This window comes from Paraburkholderia sp. BL27I4N3, from assembly GCF_003386115.1.
GTDB lineage: Bacteria > Pseudomonadota > Gammaproteobacteria > Burkholderiales > Burkholderiaceae > Paraburkholderia.
Map to the genome: position 1 here is coordinate 6,917,904 of NZ_QREJ01000001.1, position 26,767 is coordinate 6,944,670.

Here is a 26,767-nt window from a genome sequence, read left to right on the forward strand (position 1 = left end):
AAAAGTAGCCCTTTACTTGGGTATGGAAAGCGCTATCTCAAGTGCACTGAGCCAGCTGAAAGACGCATTAGCACGGCGGCCTGAACAAACCGAAATAGATGCGAATGTCGCGCGGTATGCGTTAGCGGAAATAATGCCCGATTGACGTCCGCGGACGCCAGCCCAGCAGGCAATTGGAGAACGGCGATGCTAAAGCATCACGCGGCATTCGCACCAGAGATGCAATGCCGCGTGACGAATTTCATTGACGATGATTGTGCTGTTCGCCCGGCAATTCCGCGCCGTGTGCGCGAATGGCAGCAATCAGTTCGGCCGGCGTGATTTCGTAGCGCACTTCGCGGTGGATGCCTGGCTTGCGCTCATCGACTTCGATCAAAAGAATGCCTTTGCCGTCTTCTGTCGATTCGAGGCGCAGCGAGCGAAGTTCGCGCGCCGTTGCGTCGTCGTATTCGGTGAGCAGGGCCATTGACCCGGAAGACCCGGTAGTGCGCATCGAAGTTGTCCTCGTTCCGTTGATGATCGAACTATTGTACGGGCAGGATAGGGCGGCGTCTGTCGCGCCGCCGTCACGTTTGCCCGTTCGCCTGCCTGCATGGCTTGCGCCGCCAAGCGCGTTGACTGGCGCGGCGCGCCCGGCAACGCCCATCGTGACGTCCGGCCGTGACAACCAGTTTAACGCGACTCTCCGTAACGACGGATGCATTTTTCGTGCCCCGTGCCGGTGCGAATCTTCTCCATGACTGTCACGAAGTTGACGCGCGTTCCAGTTAGGGGAATTCGGCGCGGCGCGGCATCGTTTGCGACTCGCGCATCGCGTCCAGATCGCCGAGTTCGGAAACGCGCAGCGGTGCGTCGGCGGCGAGAAAAAACTCGTCGAGCTGCGGCGGGGCGGCCTCTGTGCCGCTCATCATCGCGTGAACTTGTCCACGATGATGAATCTGATGAACGAAAACATGCGGCAGTACGCTGCCGATCTGCTCGCGTTGTATCCCAACCGACGGTCCACGGTCGATCTGGACTTCGCGTGGCAGATCGTCGTCAGTTAACGATTCGCAGAAGGCCAGCAGTTGCTGATCGCTCCGCGCTTGTGCATCCCACAGGTCGGCTGCGCGCGGATAGGGCAGTTCGTTATCGAAAATGGTGAGACCTGCGCCGCCGCCGATCAGCGCGTCGAAGTAGTAACGGTCCACCAGCAGGATGTGATTCAACGTGAGCTGCAATGACGGGAAGAAGCTCACCCTGCGTGCGGCGAACGCTTCGTCGGTCAATCTGAGGCAGGCGCGGTAGAGACGCAGGTTCGACCATGCGTTGTTGCGCGCCATGGCGGTGAGGTGCGAAGACAGCGGATTAATGCGTGGCGGGTCGGAAGGAATCACGTCGGCCTCCGGTGGTGGGAATCGGCATGGGAGGACGCGCTTGAGCGTCTTCGTGGCGGCACGTAACGCGTGAGTCAACTGCATATATACCGGCGCACCAGCGCCAGCCCAAAAAAATAGGCCCGTCCACAGAGGAGGCGGGCCGCTAAACGCCGTTGTTACTCGGGTCAGCCTGCCCTTGCAAACAACTGGGCGCTGACGGTGCCATCGTGCTGTGTCAATACTGGACTGTCGAGGTGGGAGTAACGCCGATCTATCAGATCAATGTGGCTTCTTCCTGCTCGGCATCTTCTGCGATGACTGGCGCGTGGTGTCGTTTGATCTCAGGCGCGGGCGTCGGCGCTGCTTCGACGGTGAACGCCCGACGCTTTGTGCCGACGGCGCGTCGAGCCGGCGCTGCGTCGGCGACGGTAAACAGCCGCACGGCTTCATCCAGCACGTCCGCCTGTTCCGCCAGGCGCTGCGCGGTGGCCGCCGCCTGTTCGACGAGCGCGGCGTTCTGCTGCGTGGCGCCGTCCAGATGCGAAACCGCCTGATTGACCTGGCGAATCCCGTCGGCCTGTTCGTTGCTCGCGTTCGCCACCTCGACGATGATCGACGACACGCGGCCCACTGCCTCGTCGATTACGCGCATTTGCGAGGTTGTCCGTGCAACCAGTTCGGTGCCGGCCGCGACTTCGGATGCGCTTGCTTCGACCACGGACTTGATTTCCTTCGACGACGCCGCGCAGCGCTGCGCCAGCATGCGCACTTCGCCCGCGACGACGGCAAACGAACGGCCTGCTTCGCCCGCTCGCGCTGCTTCGACGGCGGCATTCAACGCGAGGATATTGGTCTGGAACGCGATGCCGTCGATCACGCCGGTGATGTCGGCGATACGCCGCGATGCCGCGGTGATGCCCGCCATGGTCTGCTCCACCTGGCCGGCAATCTTGCCGCCGGCCGCGGCCGCCGCCTGGGCCTCTTTCGCCAGATCGAGCGCGCGCACGGTGGCATCGGCGTTGGCCTGGACGGTCGTGGTCAGTTCTTCCATGGTAGCGGCGGTTTCTTCGAGCGACGCCGCCTGCAATTCCGTGCGTCTCGCGAGATCGACATTGCCGCTGGATATCTCGCGCGCGTTGTCCAGTATGCCGGTGATCTGGGCGCGCACGTCGTAGACGATCGCCGCGAGATTCGCCTTCAACTGATTCAGCGCTTGCAGCACGTCGCCGAGGTCGTCGTGACGCGCGATATGCAGATCAGCCGTCAGATCGCCGGCGGCGAGACGCGTGGCGAATCCCGACATGTCGTTGATCGGTGCGGCGAGTTGCCGCGTCAGCATTCGCCACGAGGCGATGCTGAGCGCCGTGGCAACGCCGAATCCGATCCAGAACGGCGCGGGCGGCGCGCCTCGCCATGCGGCGAGGCCGGTGAGCAGCAGCGCCAGCGGCGTGATCGCGTAGCCGAACGCCGCGCGCGTCGCGACCGGCAGACGCATCAGCGCCTGCAGACGCCCCAGCACGCCGGTGCGCACGATCACGCCACGGCGCAGCTGCACGCCGCGGGACTCGCCGCTGCACATGCGTGCGTAGAGCGCCTCAGTGGCGCGCACCGCGGCGCGCACCGGTTTCACGCGCACGCTCAAATAGCCGACGACCGCGCCTTTCTCGACTACCGGCGTGACATTGGCGTGCACCCAGTAGTGATCGCCATTCTTGCGGCGGTTCTTCACGAGCGCAGTCCAGGGACGGCCGTCGCGTATCGTCGCCCACATGTCGGCAAAGGCTTCGCGCGGCATGTCTGGATGGCGGATCAGGTTGTGCGGCTGGCCGATCAGTTCGTCGCGCGTAAAACCCGAGACCGCGATGAAGGCCGGATTGCAGTACTGGATGCGACCGGTCAGGTCGGTCGCCGAAACAAGCATGTGTGACGACGGAAATTCGTACTCTTGCCCGCTGACAGGCTGGTTGTTGCGCATGGCTTTCCTTGCTGTGCTAGCCCGCGCGTGGGCGCGGTGCTTACATGTTTGCAAGCAATAACGGCAATTGACCCCTTGCCCTTTAGGGTTTCCTAGTAAACCACTCAGGTTTAGGCAGGCCGACGCCGTTAATACAGGGTTGTTTGACGCGTCGTGGACGGCGGCGTGAAACAGTGCCGGATGCGTCGCGCTATACCTTCAAAAGGACTACACTGCGCCGGTATGAGGACTGGGGACGCATCCAGTCCCGGTTTCGCAGCGGTCTGCCTGCGCGAATTTGCCACCCACGCGCCACACTCGCGAGCTGATGCAGAAAATCCTCGACCGTACTCAAGAGTCATTAGCGCAGGCTTTCGCCACGCTCGCGCAGAGCGCGAAGCGCCAACAGCGGCTCTACCTGGCGACGATCGGTTCGCTGATGCTGCTCGTGCTGATCTTCGCGCTGGTGCTGACTGTCGTCGCTGGGCTCAAGCAACTCGAGTATCGCCGGGTCCTCGCGTCGCAGAACGCCACCGACATCTCTCTGCTCATCCACCAGGAGGAGTCGTTCCTGAGGCGCGACGCGTTGACGCTCGACTATTACTATGGCCCATCCGGCGGGCGGAGCGCCCCGGACGCTATACAGCAGGCGATCCTGAAGACCGGCGTAGCGCTCGGCAAGACAGACGGTGTCGACTCGAATTTCGACATTGTGGTCGGCGAAACCACGCGCAACGCCTGGGACTCGCAATTGAGCGAAAAACTCGGGCGCCTCTACGAAGCGGCGCAATCGACGCTCGTGACCCAGCAGGCTTTTGAAATCCGGCAGCGCGCAACGCTGATCGGGCTGAATGAAGACTACGCAGCCATTCTGCCTTCGCTCACCCATGCGCTCGCGGACCCGGCCAGCGGGCACGATCAGGCCGCAATGCCAGCGCCGCAACCGCCGATCGTGAGCTTGCTGCGCGAGACGCTCGAGCGTCAGATCGAGGCGCAAACCGGCAGGCGCGTGCCGGCAAAAGGCGAGCGTATCTGGCTCGGACCGTACCGTGATCCGCTGCAGAATCGCCAGGTGGTTTCCGTGGTGAGCGCCTACTATGACGGCGACACGCCGACCGTGCTAATCAGCACGAGCCTTCCGCTGGATGCGCTCGCACTGCGTATGGCGCCGCCTGACCACGAGGGCGTGAATCTGCTGATGACGGCGGACCACCGCGTCGTCGTGTCGTCGATGCCGCTAGACGCATCGATCATCAAACTGGTGCAACAGGCAGCCGCTGCTACCCCCACCCGGATCTTTCACTACGGCCGCGAGGGTGTGATTTTTCACGAGCCACTGGGGTTGGGCTTCGGCCTTCTGGTCGGCTATGTGCCGTGGGGCGCGCTGGCCGCCGCGCTCGGCTGGCAACTGACGGTGCTAGGCTGCCTCACAGCGCTCATCCTGATAGCAATCGTGCTGACGGCTCGCTATTTCGGGCTGCGGTTGCTGCGCAATTCGTTTGCGGAGACTTCCCGCGCACTGCAAAGCGAGATGCTCAACCACATTCTGGTTAGCGCGACGCCGGTCGGCTTGTGCATTGTCCGGCAGAGCGACTATTCAGTCCTGACCACCAACGCGCTGGCGATCGAGTTGCTCGGGATCGAGGCCGACGGCAGCCGGCTCCCGCGGCACATCGTCGGCGAATTTCTGGTTCAGGCGCCGGATCAGCCGTCGGCGATGTCGTTTGCGCGAGTCGCTGCCTTCGTCGTGCCCGCGCGGCCGGCGCAGATGCCGCCTCAGATGCCGCCTCAGTCTTCGCATCCATCCGCAACGACGCAGCGAAACGAGCCGCAAACCTCGCCGTCGCCAGACCAGGACGGCGGCGCGCCCTCACGGTTTCTGCAATTCATTTATGCGCCGGCACGTTACGCCGTGTTAGCGGCGGTGTAAAAGCGCCATTAGATGGCGGCGCAAAGTTGAGTAGAAGCGTCAACAACAGAGGCGGTTATGGGCCGCTGTTGTTGGGTGATGGTCATCAGAATGGATCGTCGATGTCACGAGGGTGAGGATTGTCGGGAGGCGCGCGTTGTTCGTGCAGCAGGTCATTGAGCGGAATCTGATAGTGCGCGGCGATACGCTCGCGTAGATCGTCGATGAGTTCCACGACGGCGAGCGCCTGATCTGCGGACCAGTTGTCTGGGATCAGGAAGTCCAGCCCGTGAGTGATGCCCGAAGGCAGGTGAAGGCGCTTCATGATTTCTTCTTCTCCATACGTGCTGCGCTGCGTTTCTTTGCGCGCTGCTCCGCCCGTTCACGCGCCTCCTTCACCCGGTAGGACTCGCCTTCGATCGCGACGACTTCGGCGCGATGCACCAGCCGGTCAACCAGCGAGACGACGCAGGCGGCGTTCGGAAACACCTCCGACCATTCTGCGAACGGCCGGTTTGTGGTGACCACGGTGCTCGCTGCGCCATACCGGCGGCTGATCAGCTCGAACAGCAGGTCGGCGTGGCGATTCGAGTAGGACAGGTATCCGACCTCGTCAATTACGAGCACGTCAGGCGTGGCGTACCGGTGCAGCCGCCGGCGTAACGCTGAGTCACTGTCAAGCGCGGCGAGCTCGCCGAGCATCTGGCCAGCAGTTGTGAACAGCGCCGTGTGCCCGTTGACGAGCGCCTGGTAGGCGAGGTTCAGCGCCAGGGTCGACTTGCCCACGCCGTTCGGGCCGATCAGTACGACGTTGGCGGTGTCTCTGACGAACTCGAGCGACATCAGTTCTTCGACGGCGGCCCGGTCGCAGCGCGTGGGCCAGGTCCAGTCAAAGTCGCACAGCGGTTTGAAGCTGCCCAGATGGGCGTCCCGGATGCGTCGCTCAAGCGAACGGCGGGCACGCTCGTCTTCTTCCCACTGCAACAGCGGCGCAACCCAGCCGGCGTCAGTGAGTTCCGGCCAATGCGCCAGCAGCCCGTACAGGCGCAGGGCGTTCGCGCGTTCCTGCAGGTTCTCAGGCGAGCTCATCAGTACCTCCCGTTATCTGGTCGTAGATGTCGAGCCGGTGCGGGGTCACCAGCGTGTCCTTGCTACGCACGTGCTCGGGCAGGTTCACCGTCACTGGCGGCGGTACCTGACGCGACTCGCGCCGACGCTCCAGCGCCAGACGCACCGGATTCTGGTGAGGCGCGGCATCGCTGGCGAGCGTTTCCTCGATCGCTGCCTGCAGTTCGGCTGCACCATAACGGTCGAGCAGCCGCAGCAGGTGGGCGGTGATATTACCCAGATTGGCGCCGCGTTCAGCCGCGCGCAGCATGAGTGTGTGACTGGCCGGCGCTGCGCGGGCGAGATGGTCGAGGCCGCGATGGTGACGGGCTTCGCGTTTGCGTGCAACGAGGGCGTCGATGTGTGCGGGAATCTCGATTTGCGCGCCGCGATCGTAACTGCGCACATGAGTTGCAAGCAGATCGGCGCCGTCGAGAATGCGCACCTGCCGGGGATCAGCCCGGACCGTAAGTACGCGCCGCACGTGGGTATGCGGGATCGTGTAGTCGTTCAGATCGAAGCGCACATACGGCTGCTTGCCGACCTTCACGGCCAGTTGCAGTTCGCAGGGGTACGGATTCTCCGGCAACGCAAGCAGGCTGGGCTGCTCGCGGGCGAAGGCTTCGCGCACCGTGATCGTGGGTTCTTCCCGGCAGGGACGATCCGCCGCCATGCCCGCGCACCATTGCGCGGCCTGGATGTTCAGATCGTCGAGATCGGTGAACTTGCGCGCGGCAAAGAAATTCTCGCGTACATACCTGATAGCTCTTTCGACGCGTCCCTTCTCGTTTCCTCTGGCCACTGCCACGGGACGCGGCTCGAAGCGATGATGAGCGGCGAACGCGAGAAGCGTGGGGTTGAAGCGGATCGCATCACCCTGACGCTCGAGCACAGCGCTCCTGAGATTGTCGTAGAGGAGGATTCGTGGCAATCCGGACCACGCCGCGAACGCGCCGGCGTGGCCCGCCAGGAAGCTGTCCATGCGGGCATCGAGGAAGAAGCGCAGATAGATCTGCCGAGACCATGACAGCACCATGACGAAGGCCATGAGTGGCCGGCGCGCGCGCCCGATCTGCAGGTGATCGAAATGGGCCCAGTCAACCTGGCCCTGCTCTCCAGGCAAGGTGCGCAGCCGCAGATAAGCCTCTGGTGCAGGACGCGGACGGTGTACCGCGATCAGGTGCCGGAAATGATGAGGGTTGCCACGGTAGCCGCGCTCGGTGACCATCGCATACAGCCGGCTGGCCGTGAGCGACGGAAACCTCTTGAGCGTGTCATGGATAAACGGCAGGTAGGCATCGATCTGCGAAGGTCTGAGCATCCCGCCGATGCGGGGCAGACCGGCCTGCGCCAGCACGCGCTGGACCGTGCCACGGTGCACGTGCAACTGCCGTGCGATGGTGCCGCAGCGCCACTTCTCGACGTGGTAGTAGCGCAGGATCTGCGCCTCAAGTTCAACTCCAATGGTCATGGGTCACTTCCTGTGCAGTAGGTAGTAGTACGAACATCACGGAAGACCCGACGGCGTAGTGGCCCCAGGCGCACGAAGCCCGGGCAGACGCAGTGGCAGAAATGGCACTGCTCAGGCACAGCTGGGGCGGTGGCGGATACCGCCGCTGTTGCCGCCGACGTCGTCGAAGTCGGTGCCAGTAGAGCATCGGCGGCAGGCGCAGAGGAACCCTGATGCGTCACTTTATTCCGGCGGCTGCGATAGCGGCGCATCCGTTCGGCATGCGCGAAGCGGCCGTGACGACTGCGCTGATAGCGCTGGCCGGCCACGCGCATGCTGGCCTGACGTGCGACCTCCGAACAGTCGCCGTCGCAATAGATCTGGCCGCGGTCGCAACGGCGGCAAACGATGACCTGCGCCCGGCAGCGGGCGCACACAAACAGGCGGCCGGTGGCCGGCATCGGCAATCCCCGTCAATGCCGAAACGCTATCGACGGGACTGGTGGACCGTGCCATACTGGGCCGGCACCCGTGCCCATGCGCGTGTGGGGCTCGACATCGGAGTGAACTTGGCGGTTTGAGCCGGTGTCGGGCCTGTTTCTTCGGCGGTATTCCTTCTTCTACCGCATCTTGACCTGAGCGTCACCACTTCCTGAAATGAACCGCGTCGGGTGCGTCTGCACTCGCCCTACGGGCTCCTTCCGACGCACCGGGTAGCGCCTCTCGCTCTCCGCGCAAACCATTCCCAAACCGTTTAGCAGAGCATGACCATTCCGCATCTCTGATTGACGCCGCCGTTTAGTGTCGGATTCTCACAGCCGTTCACACGCCGGCGAGAACGTGCTGTTTTGCGCGATTCTCGACGTGACGGCGCAGACCATGCTCGAACAGCAATTGCGGCAAGCACAGCAAACGTCCGAGGCGCTGATGCGTGCGCGTACGAATTTCTTCGCCGCCATGAGCCACGAAATCCGTACGCCGTTGAACGCGCTGCTCGGCAATCTTGAACTGTTGGCTCGCACGCCGGGCCTCGAGGCGCATTCGCAACGGCTCGCAACGTTGGGCCTTGCCGGGGGTGCGCTGCGCCGCGTCGTCAACGACATTCTCGACTTTTCGAAGATCGATGCCGGTGCGATGTTGCTGGTCACGGAGCCGTTTTGTCTGATCGACGATTTCGAAAGCATTGCGCTCTCCTACGCGCCGATGCATGGGAATCGCTCGATCCGTTTCTACGCGATCTTCTCTCCGACTCTTGAGCAGACCTTGATCGGCGATCGCATGCGCATCGCGCAGATCGTCAACAACTTGCTGAGCAATGCGTTCAAGTTCACCTCAGCGGGCAAGATCACGCTGCGCGCCGAAGTAACGGACGATTCGCCGGACCGCGCGGTATTGGTTTGCCGGATCTCGGATTCGGGCGCCGGGATGGACGAGCAAACGCTGGCGCGGCTTTTCAAACCTTTTGCGCAAGGCGAACAGAGTGCTTCGCGGGGAGCCGACGGCACGGGTCTTGGCCTGGTGATCTGTGCGCGCCTGTGCGCGCTGATGGGTGGTCAGATTACCGCGGAGAGTGTGTCCGGCGTGGGCAGCGCATTCCGCATATCGATTCCGCTCACCAAGCCTCCCGTCGATTCGCGAGCGCCGGCAACGGTTTGTGAGGAGCACGGAACGATGCTCATCCTGTCCGTGGAGCAGGAAGTCGGTGAAAACCTCAACTGCTGGTTCCAGCGCGAGGGTTGGGCCCGACACCTCGTGTTCTCATCGGCCGCCGCGCAGGCGTGGTTGCGCGCGAACCGGCCGGACGTGTTAGTCGTCACCGGCGAATACGATCTCGATGTGATTGCCGCTCTGCGCGCGCTGCAGCCGGTCGGCGTCGTGTGGATCACGCGTGGCGGTCCGCACCATCCCGAAGCGCGCGGCGACGGCGTGTTCGAGGTGACTGAATTCAGCCGCTCGGCGATCCGGTCGGCGGTCGATCTGGCGCGCGGGGACACGATTGCCGTTGCCGTTGCCGCTCCAACTCCGGCGTCCGCAATGGGCGATTCGGCGGGAATCTATCCGGCGCTGCGAGGTCTGCCCGTTCTCGTCGCGGAAGACAACCCGTTGATCCAGAATCTGATCGACGAACAACTGGTCGAGCTGGGGTGCGCGCCGACGATCGCGCACGACGGTAAAGAAGCACTGAGAATGTTCCAGCAGGCAAGTTTCGAAGTGGTGCTGACCGACATCCACATGCCGGAGATGGACGGTTACGAGCTGCTGGCCGCCTTGCGCAAGTTGAATGCGACCGTTCAGGTGCTGGCCTTCAGCGCCGTGGCCGAACATGAAGAGGCGCGCAATTGGCGCGAGCACGGCTTTAGCGGATATGTGCCCAAGCCGGCGTCGCTCAGCGAATTGCAAGCCGCGTTGCTGGCGGTGGCGCCGGCGGGGGCACAGGGACGGGCACAGGCATCGGCGCTGGCTGTACCCGAGAACGCAGCGCCAGCCGAACCCATGGTTCCCGCTTCCAGCGCCGCGAGCACGCTCAGCACGGACGACAGGGCGCGCTACAGGGCGATGCTCAAGGAGCACTTGCAAAAAGATCTGCCAAGGCTGCTTGCGATCGTCGAAGCGGAAGACCTGCAGGCGTTGGCCGGCTGGGCGCATAGCGCGAGCGGCGCGTTTGTCGTCGTGCAGGAACCGCGGTTCGTCGACCAATGCCGGCGGCTGCAGCGACTATGCAACGACAACGGACGTTGGACCACCGAGATGGACGAACTCGCAATCTCGCTGCACGACGCCTTATCCGATCACTACGGACTCGACGAGGAGTCGACGCATTGACACGCCATTCGGCTCGGCGCGCTCAGCCCGGCCGTTTGGCGATGAAATCGATCTCGACCAGCGCATCGCGCGCAAGCCCGGTGACGCCAATACAGGTTCGTGCCGGCAGCGCACCGGCAGGAAAGTAGGCGCGGTAGATCTCGTTCATCGCGCCTGTTGGTCCCTAATCGTACAATGTTTTGAGACAACGTCTGAAAGGGCGCCACTGACGGGCTCTTCGAGGGTTCGCGACTTTTAATGTTACAAACATCGAAATACAAAGTTCGAGCCGTGTTGAACTGGCATGGCCGCCGTAATCGTTCATGCATTTCCAATCAGTTTTCGTAGGCCGGTGGCGAAGCCCGGGTCAAACAGCGTTCTGCCGCGTGAATTGACTATTTCGCCGAACTCCATTTCGGTCCATCCGTGCTCGGCCAGAAATGCTGGAGAAAGAGTTTTCAACAATGCCTTCCTCTCCGAGTCGGTCAAGCCGTTGGCCGGCTCGAAAGGTGTTTTAGCGGTCAGCGACTCTACGGGGCGCCGGTCGATGACAACGGTAGTTGCTGCCCTAAGCGTATTGAGCTGTGCCTTGAGCTTGTTTCGCTCAGATATAACTTTTTGCACCAGCATTCGCACAGCGGGGTCGTCGATGCGGTTGACATAGTCTTCGGTAGCCAACTGAAGTTTTGGCTTAGGTACAACAGGCCCTGCGTAAGCGGCCCAGGCAGCAATTAGAGTTCGATAGTCCGCCAGCGGAGCGTTGTAGAGGCCCCGGGCTTTCAGCAGCCCGTGCTTTTCGCAAAGCTTCCCGATGGCTGCGACGGAAAAGTCTCGTTCCCCCGTCTCATATGAGGCACCGCATATTTCGTGAAGAGATTGCAGGTTTCTCAACTTCTGTGGGCGAGGCTTGCTGTCCAAGAGCCGTTTTAGGACAACGTCTGGGTGGTTAGGTTTGCTCATGTTTCGGCCGATGCTAGGACAATTGATTTGGGTGTCGGGTGCAGGTCGATAGGCAAAAGTTCCGACAAATCAATGCCTAGTTGCTCGTATAGCTTGTCGCCAGCGTCGATAGAAGAAATGATTGCTCGCTTCCCGAGCTGCAAGTTCTCTGGATTGACGAGTCGCGCCAAGCGAGCCATGAACGCATTACCTGCCTTCAACTGTTGCTCTTCGGAGAGACGCATGAATACCGGGGGCAGTCCTTCATTGTAGAGAGCTGAATCCAGCAATTGGCTGCGGCGAATTACGGCCTTGCTCGCCTCCAAATCGGGATAGAGTTCTAGCTGCTCGCAGACACCGGCGAGTTGTAATAATTCCGATTCGGTTTCTTCGAAGACCATCTGCACATCCGTGCAGGAGCCTTGGATAATTAGCTGCATCCCGTCGCGCGGGCCCTTATCCAGAACGACTTTGCATCGCTCAATTAGTCGCCAGCAGGACACTAGGTCTTCGGCCAAATCACTGAAACGCTTCATCGCCGCTTCCCACATGCGTTCGGCGTGACGTAGTTCTGTATGTTGAAGGAAAGGCATCCCACTGGATTCGTTCTCCGCTTTCGCCTTGAGGCGCCTCAACGTCTGGACTTTTTCTTCGGCAATCATCGCTTTGTCACGAGCGTCATCGAAGTGATAAGCGATGGTGTTGAACTGAGCCGCGAGTGCGGGAAGATGATGTGGTTCTGTGACAAACCATCGGCAGCGCACACAGTTTCGGCTACCGCCCGGGACAGGACCATAAAGCGAGAGATTTGGCCCTATTTCCGGTCCACCGTTATAGCAACCGCCAATTTTTCGATTGTCTTCTAATTCACTGGTGTTCCCGCCCACCAAACACAGGCCATGATGCATCGGCATCCAGCCAGCCGCGTTCCGGGCATGTGGATGCACCGGAATTGCGCTAGCCAATGTGCTCGCGCTGTTGCAGACAGCAGTCTCCAGCAGCCTCTCATGTTCGGTGTTGAGCAGGAACGTTTGAATACTGGCTTCCTTCGCGGCGTCCAACCGCTCAGCCGCCTCGGTGAGCGTGGCCTCAATCCTAGCGTGGCCTGGTATGGTGTAATACAGCGTGACTAAGAGGCGGCTATGGCCAACAAGTTTTTGCAAGATGGCGAATGGAACACCTCCTTCTAGGGCTAGCGCGGTGACCAGAGAGACACGCAGACAGTGCAGAGGAAATTCGGTACCCAACCGACCAGTTTCGTCCCGCGTTACCAGCCGAATCCGACTGCCATTCGCATACGTTTCGTTGCGCGCAGCTAATCGCCCCTCTAACTCTTCGAGTAGTCTTAGCCATGCAGCATCGAGATTCCCGCCTGAGATGGGCAGCCGGCGCTCAACACCTTCCATTTCGGCCATTCGGAACAGGAAGCAAGCGTCGGGGTAGCCAGCCAGTTGCGCAACCGTTTTCGCGCTAATATGCCTCGCGTCTAGCTCTGCCCAAGACGTTCGCTGGGTCACGGGGTTGTACTTCGACTGCCAGTTTCTCAGCTTCTCTAGCCAATAAAAAACATTCCCCACAGGGTCCTTGTCGATGTACCAAGGAAATACATAGCCCTTGTTCGGGCCAGACTTCGATTGGTCCGCGGTTTTGTTGGTGTTGATGTACAACAGAGTTTTAACCGGGTCTCTGCCGCTGTCATTGACGCTTCGACGTAGAACTCCTTGTTGCCACGCCTTCCCGCGGTTGGCTACTGCCAAAGGGTGCTTATTCTCGTTCCATACACCGGCGCGGCAGGCCCACGAATCGGATTCGCCCGAGTCCAGCACACGAACTTGAAAGGTGCGAAGTGGTAAGAGCAGTTTGACGAGCAGCGCAGTCCACCGAACAGGGCTCCACATTTGGTAGGCTTCCTTTCCGTCTTTGTATTTTTTCAAGCGCCAGACGCAGTCGGGGTCATTCTGGTCAATGACTTCAGGGGAAACCTTGAACCAATCTCTTCCGGGTGCTCCCAATTTCCCAGGGGCTGCACCGAGGGCTGTCTGCGCGAACCGCCAATCCCGGAAGTTCGGTCCCGCAGCCAGAATGTGTCGTAACTCGTGAACGTACCCGTAAGGCAGTGGTGCACGAACACTTTCATCTGGCCGAGGAACTCCGGTCCCCGACAGCATCTTCAACGGGTTCCTAAATGCGGGGGAAACTACTCTCTCGTCGTGGTCGGTGACATCGCTGAATTCCTTCAACAGCACCCATTGGAGAAACAAATGAATTTGGTTGTTGTAGCCCGCGCTTGCGGTATTGCCGTCGCACGCAGTCGCCGCGAAGTCCGGCAAAGCGCGTCCTCTCATGAGGAACGCAGCAGGCGTTTTCGGCACGTCTTTGTGAGTTAAATAGTGCTTGAAGAACGCTGCTAAGGCGGCGAGTCGTTGATTGAGCCCAGGTCCTGCTTGAGCTATCCACTCCACTGCCAAATCCCGCCATTCTGCGAAGTCGGGGTAGTCGCGACGCACCCATTCGAGGGTCGTGTCATGGCTTTTCTGCTTCCGACGCTCCGGCATTTCGGACTCTTTCTGGTCGGTCAACCACGGTCGGGCGTGGTCGGCCCATGCCGCGAGTAGCTCCTTGAATGGCTTGAACTCCGGGCTCAGAAGACTTTTTGCACCAATAACGCCTTGTTCCGCACAGAGTCGACCAATCGTTGAAACGGACCAATCGAGTGTTCCGGTCGTGTGATGTCGACGGCACAGGTCGTGAAACGCGCGCAGCGACATCTTCCGATTGGCTTTTATGTCGTCGTTCGCTAAAAAGTCCTTAAGTATTGCGTCAGGATGAGTCTTGGGCAGCATCGCGACGTCGCCCAGCCATTCGCGGTCAAAATGGAGTTGCCAAGCTCCAATCAGGTCTTGATAGCGGGTGGATGCTTTGTTGAGGAGTCCCCGACCATTCATTAAACCCCTTTCGGTCATCAGTCGACCGATAGTCGCGACGGAAAGGTCACGTTCGCCAGCGTCGAAACGTTCCTTGCACAATGCGTGAACTGCTGCCAATCTTTCGCGAATTCCGGCAGGCGCGACCTCCAACAGTGCCGCATAGACGTTGTCTGGATGCTGAGTCTTATTCATCTTCGACCTTCAAAAGCAACGCTTCCATTGGGAAGACAGGAGGAGCGCCGATAGTAAGTGCCAGTTTGTTCGCGGCGAGTTCCAAGACGGACTGGATTTCCGTCGATGAAGGCTGGGTGTACACGACCTGGCTTTCCAATGATGAATGGTGCATAAAGCGGCGAATCATCGTCTTCTCCACACCGGCATTCTTGAGGCGCCTGCCATAAGCATGCCGATGACCATGGGGCGTCGTGCCAAGGTCCTTAGCGACCTTCAGACCAATGCGTCGACAGGCAGCTCCATGGGCCTTGACGTACTGACCGATTGTGTACATGCCGCCCAACGGGTCGCGGGTAAGATTAATGAGCGCAAAAGGATGAGTGCGCTCGATGCGGGCAACCTGATGCAAATACTTCTGCCAGACTGCAAGAAACAGTTCGCCATATCTAGGCTCGAACCAGTAGGCCTGCTTGTAATATTTCCCGTCATAGCGGCCGCCTTTCCAGCCAGCATGACGAATGTCCAGCATGTCGTCTCTTGGCCTCAAACCGAACTTTTCGGCTAAATAGCTCGCCCGGTTTCCCTGTCGGGGACGTCCGAATGCGTCCCGCCAGCCGTTAGGAGCAAACCCTTCCGACGGATGGTGAATACGCACAAGTGCCGACGTAGGCTTCCTTGGGTCTGGCAAAACGTCTTCAATGAAGAGGTGAAAAGGCTCTGATTCTCGGAAACCTGCTGCGTGGAGAAGGAGGGTAATCAGGATGCCGCGATAGTCAATGCGGCTGCCGACCCTGAATCCCTTCTCTATAAGTTCGTCGAACCGGTCGTCGGGAAAGGCTGGTGGCTCGGAACCGTGCACGGACGGTACGGTCTTCGGCTGAACCTTTCGGGTCTGCGGGTTGCTGTCCGTGCACGACCAAAGATGCCCGAGAAGTGAGTTGTCCCTTCTGTACTGCCGCGCGATTCGAAGCCACTGGAGGTCGTATCCAGTTGCCTTTACCTTCGGATTCAGTGCGGATGCAAAAGGATTATTTTCGCCCATCCAATCGAACAGCAATGTCAGGTCTGTGATGGTATTGCGAGCGTCTTCGCTTGAGCGTGGGCTCCAACAAAGACCAGTACCATCTAAGCCGGTCGTCAGGTCGAACGTACCGCTATAGAGACGTTCGGCGAAATTGCTGAATAAAAGCGGCCCATCCCGCTGCTGCGGATTAGCTTGCAAATATTCCAAGAACAACTCGACGGACCGAATCACTTTCCGCATCCAAGAAAGGCTTCGCACGTGCTGTCGAGCCAAGAAATAATCTAGCAATGAAAGCAACACCCCGGCCGGTGTAAGCAAGGCTGGAAGTTCGACCCATCCACCGGATTCGTCTGTGATTACTTTTGCCTTTGTGGACAAAAACATCTACCCATCCTAATACGTGAACACCGGTTGAAACATGGCTGATTGACCAAGGAGGCAGTCCATCGGCGCTCGTCGCAAGGTTGAGTCAAACGGATTTGGGGATAATTGCTCGACCACTTGCAACGGCTCGGTCTGCATGAATGGACGTGATTGCGTTGAACAACTGAGGCAGATGCTCTGCCCGGCAGTTACAAGAAAACAGCGGTTAGTTGGAAGCGGATAAGTGCCTGCTGCCCGTGTGTCGGGCGTAGTTCGCCAAGGGCACCCAGTCCACGTCTCAGGGGGCTGGCGAACAATTACCGTCGGCGGTTCAGGCGAAAAGATGCCAGCGTGGACATGCGTCAACACCGGAAGCTTGGCTCCGCCAGTGAACCATCGACGGAACAAGAAAACGGCGGGATACCATGTTGCTCTGCCTAATTCCCTACAATTTGTGACTTGTCGCATTGCGAATCTCTCTAACTAACCTTCTCATAGATAGAGAGGTGGCCAGGCCGAGTGGCAATGTCAGTTGTCATGCAAGTCAATTTGGCGTTGCGCCGTTCCGTAATTTATCAAAATTATCTACATCATTCAACAAATTTAACTTGGATTTTGTTTCCACGCCAGATTTTTATTCCCATGCGGTTAAATATGCTTTTTTCGGTATAGTATTTAAACGTGGATTGATTTTGTTATTATCGTTAAATGTGGTTTCTGTATCGGTAAAGGCAAAGACGCGACGCTGCAAGTTTCTGTGATATATTAGAATTAGCTAGAAGCTGATTTTGTAGTATAAGTGTATGAATAAGGGTATCTACGATTCGCTCATTTCTGTACTACCTCCGTAAGCATTTGCCGGAGGGCCGCGGCGCGCGCCCCCCAAAACCGCTGGATATTGCCCCGTGTAGATGGCCGGCGCTATCCGTGCGAGTCGACCCATGCGCGCGCCCACGATAATCCGACGTCCTGCGCTTCTTCAGTGTCAAAGACGCCGAGAACTCCGAGGCGTCTACGAACTTGCGGTCCCGCGAAATCGTCCTGCTCGCGGCGGACCGCTCGGGCGCGAGAACTTCTTCCTGCTGCTTAATGGCGTGGCCCCATATCACGTAACCTTTACAGGTAGCCTGCTGCATCCCGTTCGCGTTCCTTTCATAGTGCGCCGACCTGTTCGACGCGTTGCTCGTTCGAGGTGACGCTCAGGCAAAAAGGTCACGCACGCGCTCGAAGGGAAGTCCCGATTCTGCCGCACGTCGAACCTTCCGTTCGAGCACATGGTTCAAGGGAATCTGCCGGTCGAGGGCGTCAAACAGGTCGAGTCCGTCCATACAGATAACACGCTTTGCGCGACCGAAGGCTACCAACCCGTCCGGGGTGAAGCCGCTGTTGCTTACGAACAGGCCGCGTGCCCATGCGGCTTTCTGCTCCAGCGTCCCGTGAAAAGCGTGCAAATCAGCCGCGGGAGTCTGGGCGGACTGCCACTTCGCCTCGACGAGATAGGTTTCGCCTTGCAGGACGAAGCTGCCGTCTATCTGCTCGCCGCGATGGCGAAACGGCTCCCTCGCTTCGAGACCGAAGCAGTCGAACGCCTCCTTCAGCCATGCTTCAAACGCGTATCCCCGCGGATGCGGCGGCAAGGACGATAGCTCAATAAGCTTGGTCTTGAGCGCCAGAATCCGGCGAGTATCGAACGCCGGCTTGGGCGGCGGATTCGGACTAGCGGTCCCCTCGGGTTTGCCTTCAAGACGGTTAATCAGGGAGAGAAACTGCCCCTCCGCGTTGGAGACCCATTCATCCCGTCCCTGCGATTGCCTAACGGCTTCGCGATATTTCCACAGGGCCTTGAGCGTCGTAACGGCGGTGACCAAGTCGACCTTGTTCAGAAAGCACCGGAGCCGCTTTGCTTTGGATGTGCCGTTATCATGGTAGACGGGGTCGTCAATGTCGACATTGAGCTCTTCCAGAAAGAAGATGCCCATGGTTCGGTCGGAGAAATTGAGCACATACCCGCCATTCATTTCGAACAGGTCATCGACGAGCTTCATGTCGAAGGTTCGGATATTCGGCGTCTTCATACGTTGCATATGGTCCCCGCGCGTTCGGTAATCATGCCGGCGTCATTTTTCCGCCTGCGCCGCAGGCCACCGTTCTTCCCGAGTCCAATCGTGCCAATCGAAGAATTATGCCCGAACACGAGCAGGGCAGAGCGGTGTATCCGACTTGCCGGCGATAGCGTCAAATTGGTGTAGTTGCCTGCGCGTATTGTCACTAACATCGGGTGTGTCGGCGGTGCCAGTCTCAGGAAGCTGTCGCCATTTGATTCGGCTTCGCTCTCTCCATCAACTTCTCGTAGAACGGAGCGTAGACATCGAACAGATGAGGCGGCAGCTCTGGGCTCCGATAGGGGGCCTCGTTCAGTAGGTCGGACAGCAGTAAGAGACGCTTTTCCGGGATGCTTCGACGTCGCGTATAGTCTTCAAAAAACATCGCGAATCCGCACTTTTTCAGCCGGACAGCCTCGATAAGCCTGTCGACATGGTCGACGCTGAGAATGTAGACCGGGTTTCCCGATGCGAAGTGGTCTGCACTTGCCGTGAATAGCTGGTCCGTCTCAGCCGCAAAAAGGTCACCGTAGGTGATAACGACCTTGTGCACGGCCGCGTTGGGATAGGTCCTCTGTACGAAAGCCTCGACGTTTCTCAGTTGTTCATCCGCCTTCTTCACGGTTGCACTGAGCTTCGATGCGTAATCACGTGCTGTTCCTGTCGCGGGTAGTGTGTGAGTCAGGGCCTTGTTCTTGACCTCGAGCAACACCAAATCAGCCCCATCTAATACTGCGAAATCGCAGCACTTGCCGCCGACCGAAAAGCGGGTCCGAACTTGCTCTTCATTCAGAATCTCAAGGCCAGTCAGACTGAGGCTACGCCCGACATACTCTTCGAACAGTTTTTCGAAGCTCTGTCGAATCCCGGGGCTCTCGCTGCGGCCAACGATGTCACTCAACGCGTATCCGAGGTTGCGGTCGAGGCAGCAGCGCCCCCAGAAATACCAAGTGTCGTTTTCCAAACGTGTGAAAGGTGACCTATACAGCAGGTTCGGCTGGAACCACTCGTCGGAACTGACCTCTTCGAATTGCTCCGCAGTCACCGGTCGGGGGATAAGCATCCTTTGATAAAATTTTTCGACGGGTGCTCGCCCAAAAATTCCCTGCAAAGCCACTCTATATCTCGGAGCCATGACGGTCGAAATATCTTCGAGTGAGTGTTTGCGGAAAAGGGTCGCAAGGCCGAGAAAGTCCATGGGCGGCATGCCCAAGCTCTCTTGGAAAAGACGGTAGAGATGCGAGTTCGGTTGCAGTTGGTTTATGAGGTCAATCTGACGCGCGAAGGGTCCCAGCTCTTGCTCTCGTTGATGCGGAATTTGCGGGAGAATCCACGACCTTAGCGCGAGGTGAAATGAGCGGCCGGGCCCGAATCCGGTGAAGGCCAGGTCAGCGACCTTCCATGCCAAGTCAATACACTGCAGTAGTTCTTGCCGTGTGATTGCCTCGGAACCGTACATCCGCGGTTCATCGCGCAATACCCAGACGGCGACGCGCTCCGCAAGCCATGGGGCACGTGGCTTTCCGTCATCTGCCGTTGACTCGGTCCCGATGAACTGAGACAGTTGGGCCAAAACGCTAGCGTAGGAAAACTTGCGGAGCCGGTTGCGGATTGGACGGATTGCGCTGGCGTACGTCATGTGTTCCTTCGCATTTCTTTTGTAGTACGGCCGTCGAAGTAGCCAATGCGCTACGACTGAAGTATCCGTCATTTGAACCATCGCTTTTGAACAAGTGTTGACCCCGGAAGACTTCACGGGAGGTGGTGTCATACAACACCGTTACCTCGCAATAATCGGCCTATACTCAATACTCGGTGGTAAGCGACGGGGACACCTTGAACCGCGGCAGATATGGTCCATGACGTACATGGTTCATTAGGCTCCAGTACGCGGACCGAGCGAATGAATGATTGCAATCCCCCGGATACTCATAACGGTACCGATGGTCCTCCTCAGGTTCTTGTGTGTACGATTGCGTGAATTCATCAGCCAGATAGTCGTTGATTCCCCAAAGCAAGTCGTTCAGCATTTCGGCTATATGGCTTGAGTGATATGTAAATATGTTCTCATGGAACCATTCGTAGAAACCTGGTAACGCTTTAAATCCCTCTTCTGCACTAATCTCAACACCACTTCGCTTAAGTGTCTGGACGATTTTCTCGACGTTCGACTGCAGGCGCGAAAAGTTGTGCTTGGCAATATCCCCACAAATCTTGATGTAGCGAATCCTTTCTATGCGAACGTCCACTTGGACATCTATCTCGCCGAACCAGACGTCAGGAACGAGGCAGTCGGCTTCGAGCCACGTCGATAGCGAGTCAAGCGGCTTCTGTATGCAGTCGCTATTCCTCGCAAGCTTCGGCGCTGCGCATATTTGTCGCAAGTAAAAAAGGAACGTGTAGTCGGTGGGGCGACCTGACTTGGGTGGCTTCTTCAAATTAAGAAAGCTGTCGTTTGAACCGCGTTCGTTAGGCTGAGATAGAAAATCACCTAACAAGATATTGAACAATCTCTTATCGTTGGAGTTGTCGAACATCAAAAGGACGTCGTTGGTTCGCTTGAGTTTGTTGAAAAATGCATAGTTAACCATGCCTCCAAGCATTTCCCAAGCCGCCAAAAGGACGATGGCTTCGTGTTCAACTTCGTTAAATTTTTCTGAATGCATGTTTCGTGTTGGCCGTCGGCATTTTCAAGCCGCGTCGTTCGTTGCATCGCCTTCGAAAATGCCGTCCCGCTGGATACGCTTGACGGCTCTTCATTCAGTGAAAATTATGCCGCAGAAGCTTTTCTCAGATGCAAATGCCTCGTAGGACGTAGCGCGGCGTTTGCGAGTCACCCACCAAAGGTAGAATTCTCGATGTGACTTTTGGCGAGGGGCGAATGTTTCCATGTCTGGTTCGGTAACAAGCGCAGTTCCGCACAGTCCGCTCATATCGGTCGGGTGAACGGGGTTCCATCCAGCATTCCAGTAGCTTAGTGTTGCGATTGGTCCGCTCGTGCTCGAGATGCTAAGGCAACCGTCGTTCGGATGAATGGAAATGGGACCTTCTGTATCGGTGACGACCGGATAGTGGAGCCGCGAAGGATACAAATCGCGTTGAAGGTAGCCGAGGCGACTGAAGCCATACGTCGAAGCGAGCGGGGCAGCGTTAGACTTGCTATCCAAGACGTCCGTGAGTGTCAAAACTGGTACGGAAGTAACGCATTGCAAACCTGACGTCTGGCATCCTCCATAGCCCCCGCCTCGTTGGATTTTAGAGAATCGCTCAAGTAGGCCTTGCGCGTCTACCAAACTCTCACCGAGGTGTCGCCAACGAACTATGGATAGCTCGGTAACGCTGAGCGGGTCAACATGTACGGGGGTCGATAGCGAAAGTAACACGCGTCCTTGTGCTACGGACCGCAACGACCGGGCGAGGCGTTGAATATACATCTCAACCGAAGCGGAGTCGTGGGTGATATGGCCATCGAACGCCGGAAGCCACGACGGACGAGACGGTCGCATGAACGCAAGTGTCGGGTCAAGAGGAAGGACATCCAGTGCCAGGCGGTTCACCAAGTCGGCGGGCATACGCCAAAACTTTCGTGCGACCGCAAGCGTCCGTTGATAAGCGGACGCCATACGAAGGAAATTTCGATTGGCGAAAGCGCCGGTAGTGTTAGGCCCAATGGGACGAACAAAATGTCCTACGTCGCCTTGGTAAGGGGCGCCTGGAAAAGAGTCTGCGGACGATGTCCATTCGTAGTTGCACTGCCGAACAAACGGTAAGTTCGAACGTTGCTCCAGTCGCTGCATCGCGGTCAGGAAAAACCGCGGCACGTCAGCGCCTTGCATCTCGAAGAACTTTGGCGATTCTTGAAAATCCGGAGGAGCAACCTGCAAATGATGCTCGCGGTCGTCTTCCGAGGGAAGGCCACAATCGCGGATTAAGAGAGAGGATAGTGTGGAAGGCCGTTCGAGACTCGAACCCAGTTCTGGCGGCGGGATAAAACCTCTCTTCGTCGCCATCCAGAATATACATACGAGCTCGACAGTCTCCGCCTCCACTTTGCAGCCCTTCAACTCCTGAAGCAAGGAAGTTGTCACCTCCTCACGCATCTCAGGTGCGAGTAGGAGGGTGGCAAGCTCTTGCATTGCCCACCATCGAGTTGATGCGACAGGCCATCTTAAGCGCGCGATGAGCATCGCAAGGTCAGAGTTCAAGCTGAAGCTCCGTTCATCAATTTCCCGGCCCACGCAGGTCTCTCGAGTCGGAGAGTTCTCGTATCCTCCTGAACGCTGCGAACCATTGCCTCTGCGAACGCTACTGCTTCGCCGGTGCGGCCTAGTTGTCCTAGGAAAAATACCATGATGTCGGTTGGAATAACTCGGTCAGGTTTTGGCCCGAAAAGACCGAACGCAGACTTAAGGAAGAATTCGTCGCCACGACTCCGATACTTCGTTGCCGCGATGCGAAGTCGACTCTCGGTTTCTTTCCTGCTTTCAAAATACATCGGCCCCAGCCACCCACCGTTCATGCGCTGCGCTTGGACGATATAGGGGAAAGCCGCTCTTGGCCCTTCAAGCCTGAGCTTTGTCGCAAACGCAGCGTCAAGAAGCCCCGCAAGGTCGTTATCGCGGCAGTCAGCAGATAGCAACATAGGCTCTAAGTTTTGGATAAGGTCCGAGCCTAGACCCTGCGATTCCCAATGAGCGTACCATTGCTTCAAAACTTCACGGCGAACACCATAGTGTTCAGCAAGGTCTGTCTGAAGTCTTTTCAGTTCGTTGACGGCGTATGTGCTTACGTCGCCTTCAAACGGAGGAAACTCAGTTGATGTGCCGCCTGATTCTGGCTTCGCTATCGTGCCGATGTCCCAACCCATATGCTCGTTAGCCAAGTCACGAAGCTGCGACGCGTTATTGTTCCCCAACTTGGCGGCATCCTCCAAATCGCGGACAGCTTCAACTTGCATACCCGTTCTGGCTACTGCGGCGAGCGTGCGGGATATGGCTTCTGCGGTTGTCATATAGGTCGCAAGACTTTTTTCTGCTTCATCCCATTGTCCAAGCTCGACGTGTTGTCTGTGTTTTTCAGCCAGTGCTTCTCGATTTAACCTTGCTAGAAGCTCATTGGCCTCAGCAACGACATGCCTGGTTCCCTTGCCGTCCGTATAAACGGAGACGTTTTCAATCTGAGGCGAAATCTCGTAGAGCAGTCGACGAGCGTCGTCGGGAGCAACGGACGTCAGGTAGCTGATGGCATCCATCACATCTGGGAGGGCGGGGTCTTTTCGTTGCCCGTAACCAAGCACCAGTTCCCACGTCACCCGGCAGAGTTCTCCCGCCAGGTTTGCGAGGCCGTGCCGGAGTGACATCTCACAGAGGTCCAAGAACGCGCGCATCCGGGCTCCAGTTTCCTCTTCGACCACGGCATTGCGGTCGTCTCGTTGCCGGAGAATAAAGAATTCTGCTGCGTCGTCGGTGAGCACCTTGACGAGTTCCGATACATAGACTGAACGAAAATGGTCGGCGTCAAACCACGAAAGCCGCAATGCTTCATCTACCTCTTTGGAGGTGACCAAGGTGTTGCCGCTTATCCGCGAATCTAGCAGATGAACGTCAACCGCAAGCGCATTTAGAGCTCGGCGAAAAGTCGCCGCGCCTTCGCCACGCTGATAGTTGCTGTAATCCGGCACCGGGATAGATTCGAACGACCGATGGACATAGAGGAACGAGACCGATTCCCCGGCTGACCAGCGCTTTGCTACGTCCGCCGCAACAGCCGTGAGGTTCTCGAGGTAGTCAGATACATTCTCACGGTCCTTGAACGTCGGTGTCTTAATAAAGCAAAAATCTTCCCCAGCAACTGTCATGTGCAGGTGTACTGCGCCGAAGAACCAAAAGCGCGCAAGTTGCGTCAACGCTTCTTGCCTATCGTCGTACTGCGCTTGCGACCAATCGACCTCAGAGCCACCGGGGAAGACCAGAATGTCTTTTCCCTTCATTGCACCCATGCACGCAGCCAACAGGCCACAAGACAAGTCTTGAAAATTACTCCACGAGACGAGCTCGGCATCAGCTAAAGCCGCGGCTCGAACCGCGGCATCGCATACCATGGCTTTCTGCTCACCCTGCGGAAGTAGGCTCGCTATCTGAACAAGTCCGCTGACATTGTCAGCGTCGACGTAAGCCCCGACGACTTTTTCCCCGATTTCAAGGGAGCTCGACATGACGATTTCTGCAGCTCGTTCGGGCGTACTTCCAGCCACTCCGAGGCCAACGAAGGTGCTCGCGAGGTACAGTTCCTCCGCCCGCGACTCGTAGCCCCAACGTCGGCCTACGAAACGACTTTCACCTCTGAATCGATGCAGGGCTTCCGTGGCGCTCTTTCGCGCGGTACCGTAGTCACCGCGCGTCACAAGGGCGCGGCTTAGTGCTGCCACGTCGAGGGTAGATGTCTCGTGCCGTGATGCAACGGCTTCCTCCATAACGCTAGAGTCTCGCGCAAGCGTCCATGTGCAAGCTTTGAGGCGCACCGCATCGATTCCAGTAAGCTGGTAGGACAGGCTGTTCAGCGACCTCGTTTTTAGATGACGGAGGCGATAGGCATCTGCATAGCGCGCACGGCAAACAGCGTGTTCCTCTGCGTCTGCCATAAGACTCTCGAATAGCTCAGTAGGGTATCCCTCGCATAATCGGTCGATTATCCAATCCCTTTGTAGACCTTCAATGAGGTCTTCGGGATGGCCTTGTTTCGCTTTCACAGACCACAACCAGTTGACGCGCAAGCTATTTGGCGCCTCATGGCTAAGCCAGCGCTCCACCGATGGTATCAACGCTTTGACTCGAGGCGCATAGTCATCGGTCTGCTTGATAAAGACGACCAAGCTTTCGTGAAATGGTTTGAGCCCCGCTGGAGAACTGTAGAGCAAATGCATTACTGCGGAAACCTCGGGTACCGGCGCACCGGCAATCCGAGCTATCTGAGCAAAACCAGATGTCGGCCAAAAAAACTGGAATTCGCAGACGAGCCTCAACACGTCCTTCTGGCTAGCTGGAAGAAGATTCCATAGTGAGGCATAGTATGTTTTTACATCCTTGCTCATATCTCCAAGGAGTTGTTCAACGCTCCATTTCGAGAGTGGGCGGGCTGAGCGGATGAGTTCTTCTATTGCATATATTACGTGCAGCGGGTGACCATTCGTACGCGCACGTACTTCAGTCGCAGCTGACTGGATTTCCTCTTCAGCGTACGGGCGCTTGTGTTCTATCTGTAGCCGACCTTGTTCGACCTGTTTCCGTACGTATTGAAGGACCGCGTCCGCCGACATGACCGGGAGCTCTCTCCAGGTACTGCGAGGCGTGCCGGCAAGCAACCGACTCGGCAGCTGTGCGTCTTCGACGGGTTGGGTTCCTACCACAACGACCAAATTGTCGAATGCCGGCAGCACTTGATTGAAGATTTCATCTAGCGGGCGCTTGTCTTGGCCTTGGTTGCGCCAGACATGGTCGAGACCATCAAGAACGAGAACGAATGGCTTATTGCGTTTCTTGTAGTGAGCCGCGCATGCGGCGAGGGCGGAGCCTAAAGCGCGGTCGGGCACGTGGACGTCGGGATGAAAGTGCTGGATTTGAGCTAGTAGAGACTCTTCGACGACAAAGCTCGTATGGCGGTCGTGCGACCGGTCCGTTGACGAGAGATAGTAGTGATGCCGCACTAACGGTACGCCCTTCTTTTGCAATAGCTCGCATGCTTTGCTGAGGAAGGTACTCTTGCCGCGACCAGGCGGCCCAGTCAGCACAATCGGTTCAGTTGGAATAGCTTCAATGGCGTTAATGAACGAAAGAAAAAACGCAGTGTCAGGTACGCGGTATCCCGGTGGGATGGCAAAGTTTTCGGGTAGCGGTTCGGGAGCCTCGACAAGCAGGGTCGCGCGAAGCAGTTCGAGCGTAATCCAGCCGTCCGGGGCAGGCTGATTTTTTTGAATGGACCAATGGATGGCCCGGTTCTTGAGCGCCTCAACACCCTGAGGTGTTGAATGGCGTCTGAGCCTCGCCGTGACGTGGCTCTCGATACTTGCGAAACCCTTGTCGCTGTGACGGACGTCGAGCGCATCAAAAAGCTCCTTTGCATTGGATGGGCCGCCCAGCTCTTCAATCACTTGATGCTGGATTTCCGCAGGCGCCTTCGTATAATCAATGCGGCTGCCCCCGGCGAGGCATGCTTCGAGGCTGGAATCGGGTATCCGGTTTGTTAGGAGGCGAACATGCCCAACGCGGTTGCTCTCGATTTGTTTAAGCGCATCGAACCACTTTCTCAGGTTTGACCGGGATTTCCCTCCCTTCTTTCCTGGCCGCTCTAGCAACCAGTTCCAATCCAACAAATGCTTTTCTTCTGCCGGGGTGAACTTGACCTGCCACAAGTCAACCTTCCCGTCAGGGCGCTCCGCGACAAGGTCGTCGAGGCCTTGAGGAGCAACCTCGTCTGCGTCGCACTCGAAGCGAACTCTCGTGTAGCGGGTGGGGGCATCAAGCCAATCGCAAAGTAGATTGACCCCCTGCATCGTTTGATAGACGTATCCTGCAGCGGGAATAGCAGTGCTTTTAACGTGGGCAGCCATGGTCGACGAACGTTTGGTAAAGCTTGATTGTCAGCATCAAACTATCATGACGG

At 58.0% G+C, this 26,767-nt stretch carries 15 protein-coding genes and 3 pseudogenes; 3 read left to right on the plus strand and 15 right to left on the minus strand.

From position 1 onward, the window contains the following. Nucleotides 1-241: 241 nt before the first annotated feature. The 3 genes from B0G71_RS31495 to B0G71_RS31505 form a co-directional block, all read right to left on the minus strand. Nucleotides 242-493 (minus strand): hypothetical protein, encoded by a 252-nt coding sequence (locus B0G71_RS31495; RefSeq protein ID WP_007178686.1) that lies wholly within the window; start codon nucleotides 491-493, stop codon nucleotides 242-244. Nucleotides 494-767: 274 nt separating this feature from the next. Beyond that, nucleotides 768-1,376: a DinB family protein gene (locus B0G71_RS31500; protein WP_116146712.1), complete on the minus strand. Its 609-nt coding sequence runs from the start codon at nucleotides 1,374-1,376 to the stop codon at nucleotides 768-770. Between the two features lie 256 nt (nucleotides 1,377-1,632). Next, nucleotides 1,633-3,333, minus strand: a complete 1,701-nt coding sequence (locus B0G71_RS31505) for a PAS domain-containing methyl-accepting chemotaxis protein (RefSeq protein ID WP_116146714.1) — start codon at nucleotides 3,331-3,333, stop codon at nucleotides 1,633-1,635. 307 nt (nucleotides 3,334-3,640) lie between these two features. Between B0G71_RS31505 and B0G71_RS31510 the strand changes: the two genes are divergently transcribed. After that, nucleotides 3,641-5,242, plus strand: a complete 1,602-nt coding sequence (locus B0G71_RS31510; protein ID WP_181916847.1) for a hypothetical protein — start codon at nucleotides 3,641-3,643, stop codon at nucleotides 5,240-5,242. Nucleotides 5,243-5,327: 85 nt separating this feature from the next. Here B0G71_RS31510 and B0G71_RS31515 read toward each other — a convergent pair whose 3' ends face one another. Genes B0G71_RS31515 through istA form a run of 3 tightly spaced genes read right to left on the minus strand, consistent with a single transcriptional unit; the run spans nucleotide 5,328 to nucleotide 7,799 of the window. Then, nucleotides 5,328-5,546 carry a hypothetical protein gene (locus B0G71_RS31515; protein WP_116138983.1) on the minus strand — a complete coding sequence of 73 codons (219 nt, stop codon included), beginning with the start codon at nucleotides 5,544-5,546 and terminating at the stop codon, nucleotides 5,328-5,330. Then, complete coding sequence (istB, locus tag B0G71_RS31520) at nucleotides 5,543-6,310, minus strand: IS21-like element helper ATPase IstB (protein ID WP_116138981.1); 768 nt, start codon at nucleotides 6,308-6,310, stop codon at nucleotides 5,543-5,545. The genes B0G71_RS31515 and istB overlap by 4 nt, the downstream gene beginning before the upstream one ends. Further along, entirely contained in the window at nucleotides 6,297-7,799 is a 1,503-nt protein-coding gene (gene istA, locus B0G71_RS31525; protein ID WP_116138979.1) for an IS21 family transposase, read from the minus strand. Before istA ends, istB begins: the two co-directional genes overlap by 14 nt. 212 nt (nucleotides 7,800-8,011) lie before the next feature. Between istA and B0G71_RS31530 the strand changes: the two genes are divergently transcribed. After that, a complete protein-coding gene (locus B0G71_RS31530; RefSeq protein ID WP_116138977.1) occupies nucleotides 8,012-8,359 on the plus strand; it encodes a hypothetical protein in 348 nt (115 codons plus the stop codon). Nucleotides 8,360-8,603: 244 nt separating this feature from the next. Next, a pseudogene (locus B0G71_RS31535) lies at nucleotides 8,604-10,601 on the plus strand (ATP-binding protein); the annotation flags it as partial. A gap of 22 nt (nucleotides 10,602-10,623) precedes the next feature. Here the strand turns inward: B0G71_RS31535 and B0G71_RS31540 are convergent. From B0G71_RS31540 to B0G71_RS31580, 9 genes and pseudogenes are all read right to left on the minus strand, one after another. Next, nucleotides 10,624-10,752: pseudogene (locus B0G71_RS31540) on the minus strand (RidA family protein); the annotation flags it as partial. Between the two features lie 149 nt (nucleotides 10,753-10,901). Beyond that, nucleotides 10,902-11,540, minus strand: a complete 639-nt coding sequence (gene gmtX, locus B0G71_RS31545) for a gamma-mobile-trio protein GmtX (protein WP_116146716.1) — start codon at nucleotides 11,538-11,540, stop codon at nucleotides 10,902-10,904. Further along, nucleotides 11,537-14,638: a gamma-mobile-trio protein GmtX gene (gmtX, locus tag B0G71_RS31550; RefSeq protein WP_258875696.1), complete on the minus strand. Its 3,102-nt coding sequence runs from the start codon at nucleotides 14,636-14,638 to the stop codon at nucleotides 11,537-11,539. The genes gmtX (B0G71_RS31545) and gmtX (B0G71_RS31550) overlap by 4 nt, the downstream gene beginning before the upstream one ends. Then, the gene (gmtY, locus tag B0G71_RS31555) at nucleotides 14,631-16,028 is read right to left on the minus strand and encodes a gamma-mobile-trio recombinase GmtY (protein WP_116146718.1); all 1,398 of its coding nucleotides are present in this window, start codon (nucleotides 16,026-16,028) and stop codon (nucleotides 14,631-14,633) included. Before gmtY ends, gmtX (B0G71_RS31550) begins: the two co-directional genes overlap by 8 nt. A 900-nt stretch (nucleotides 16,029-16,928) precedes the next feature. Further along, nucleotides 16,929-17,143 (minus strand): annotated as a pseudogene (locus tag B0G71_RS42180) (hypothetical protein). Between the two features lie 63 nt (nucleotides 17,144-17,206). Next, nucleotides 17,207-18,052, minus strand: a complete 846-nt coding sequence (locus B0G71_RS31565) for a restriction endonuclease (RefSeq protein ID WP_116149045.1) — start codon at nucleotides 18,050-18,052, stop codon at nucleotides 17,207-17,209. A gap of 253 nt (nucleotides 18,053-18,305) precedes the next feature. Next, complete coding sequence (locus tag B0G71_RS31570) at nucleotides 18,306-19,748, minus strand: hypothetical protein (protein ID WP_116146720.1); 1,443 nt, start codon at nucleotides 19,746-19,748, stop codon at nucleotides 18,306-18,308. 166 nt (nucleotides 19,749-19,914) lie between these two features. After that, complete coding sequence (locus tag B0G71_RS31575) at nucleotides 19,915-20,775, minus strand: hypothetical protein (RefSeq protein WP_116146722.1); 861 nt, start codon at nucleotides 20,773-20,775, stop codon at nucleotides 19,915-19,917. Nucleotides 20,776-22,310: 1,535 nt separating this feature from the next. Next, a complete protein-coding gene (locus tag B0G71_RS31580; RefSeq protein ID WP_116146723.1) occupies nucleotides 22,311-26,714 on the minus strand; it encodes an ATP-binding protein in 4,404 nt (1,467 codons plus the stop codon). Nucleotides 26,715-26,767 lie beyond the last annotated feature (53 nt).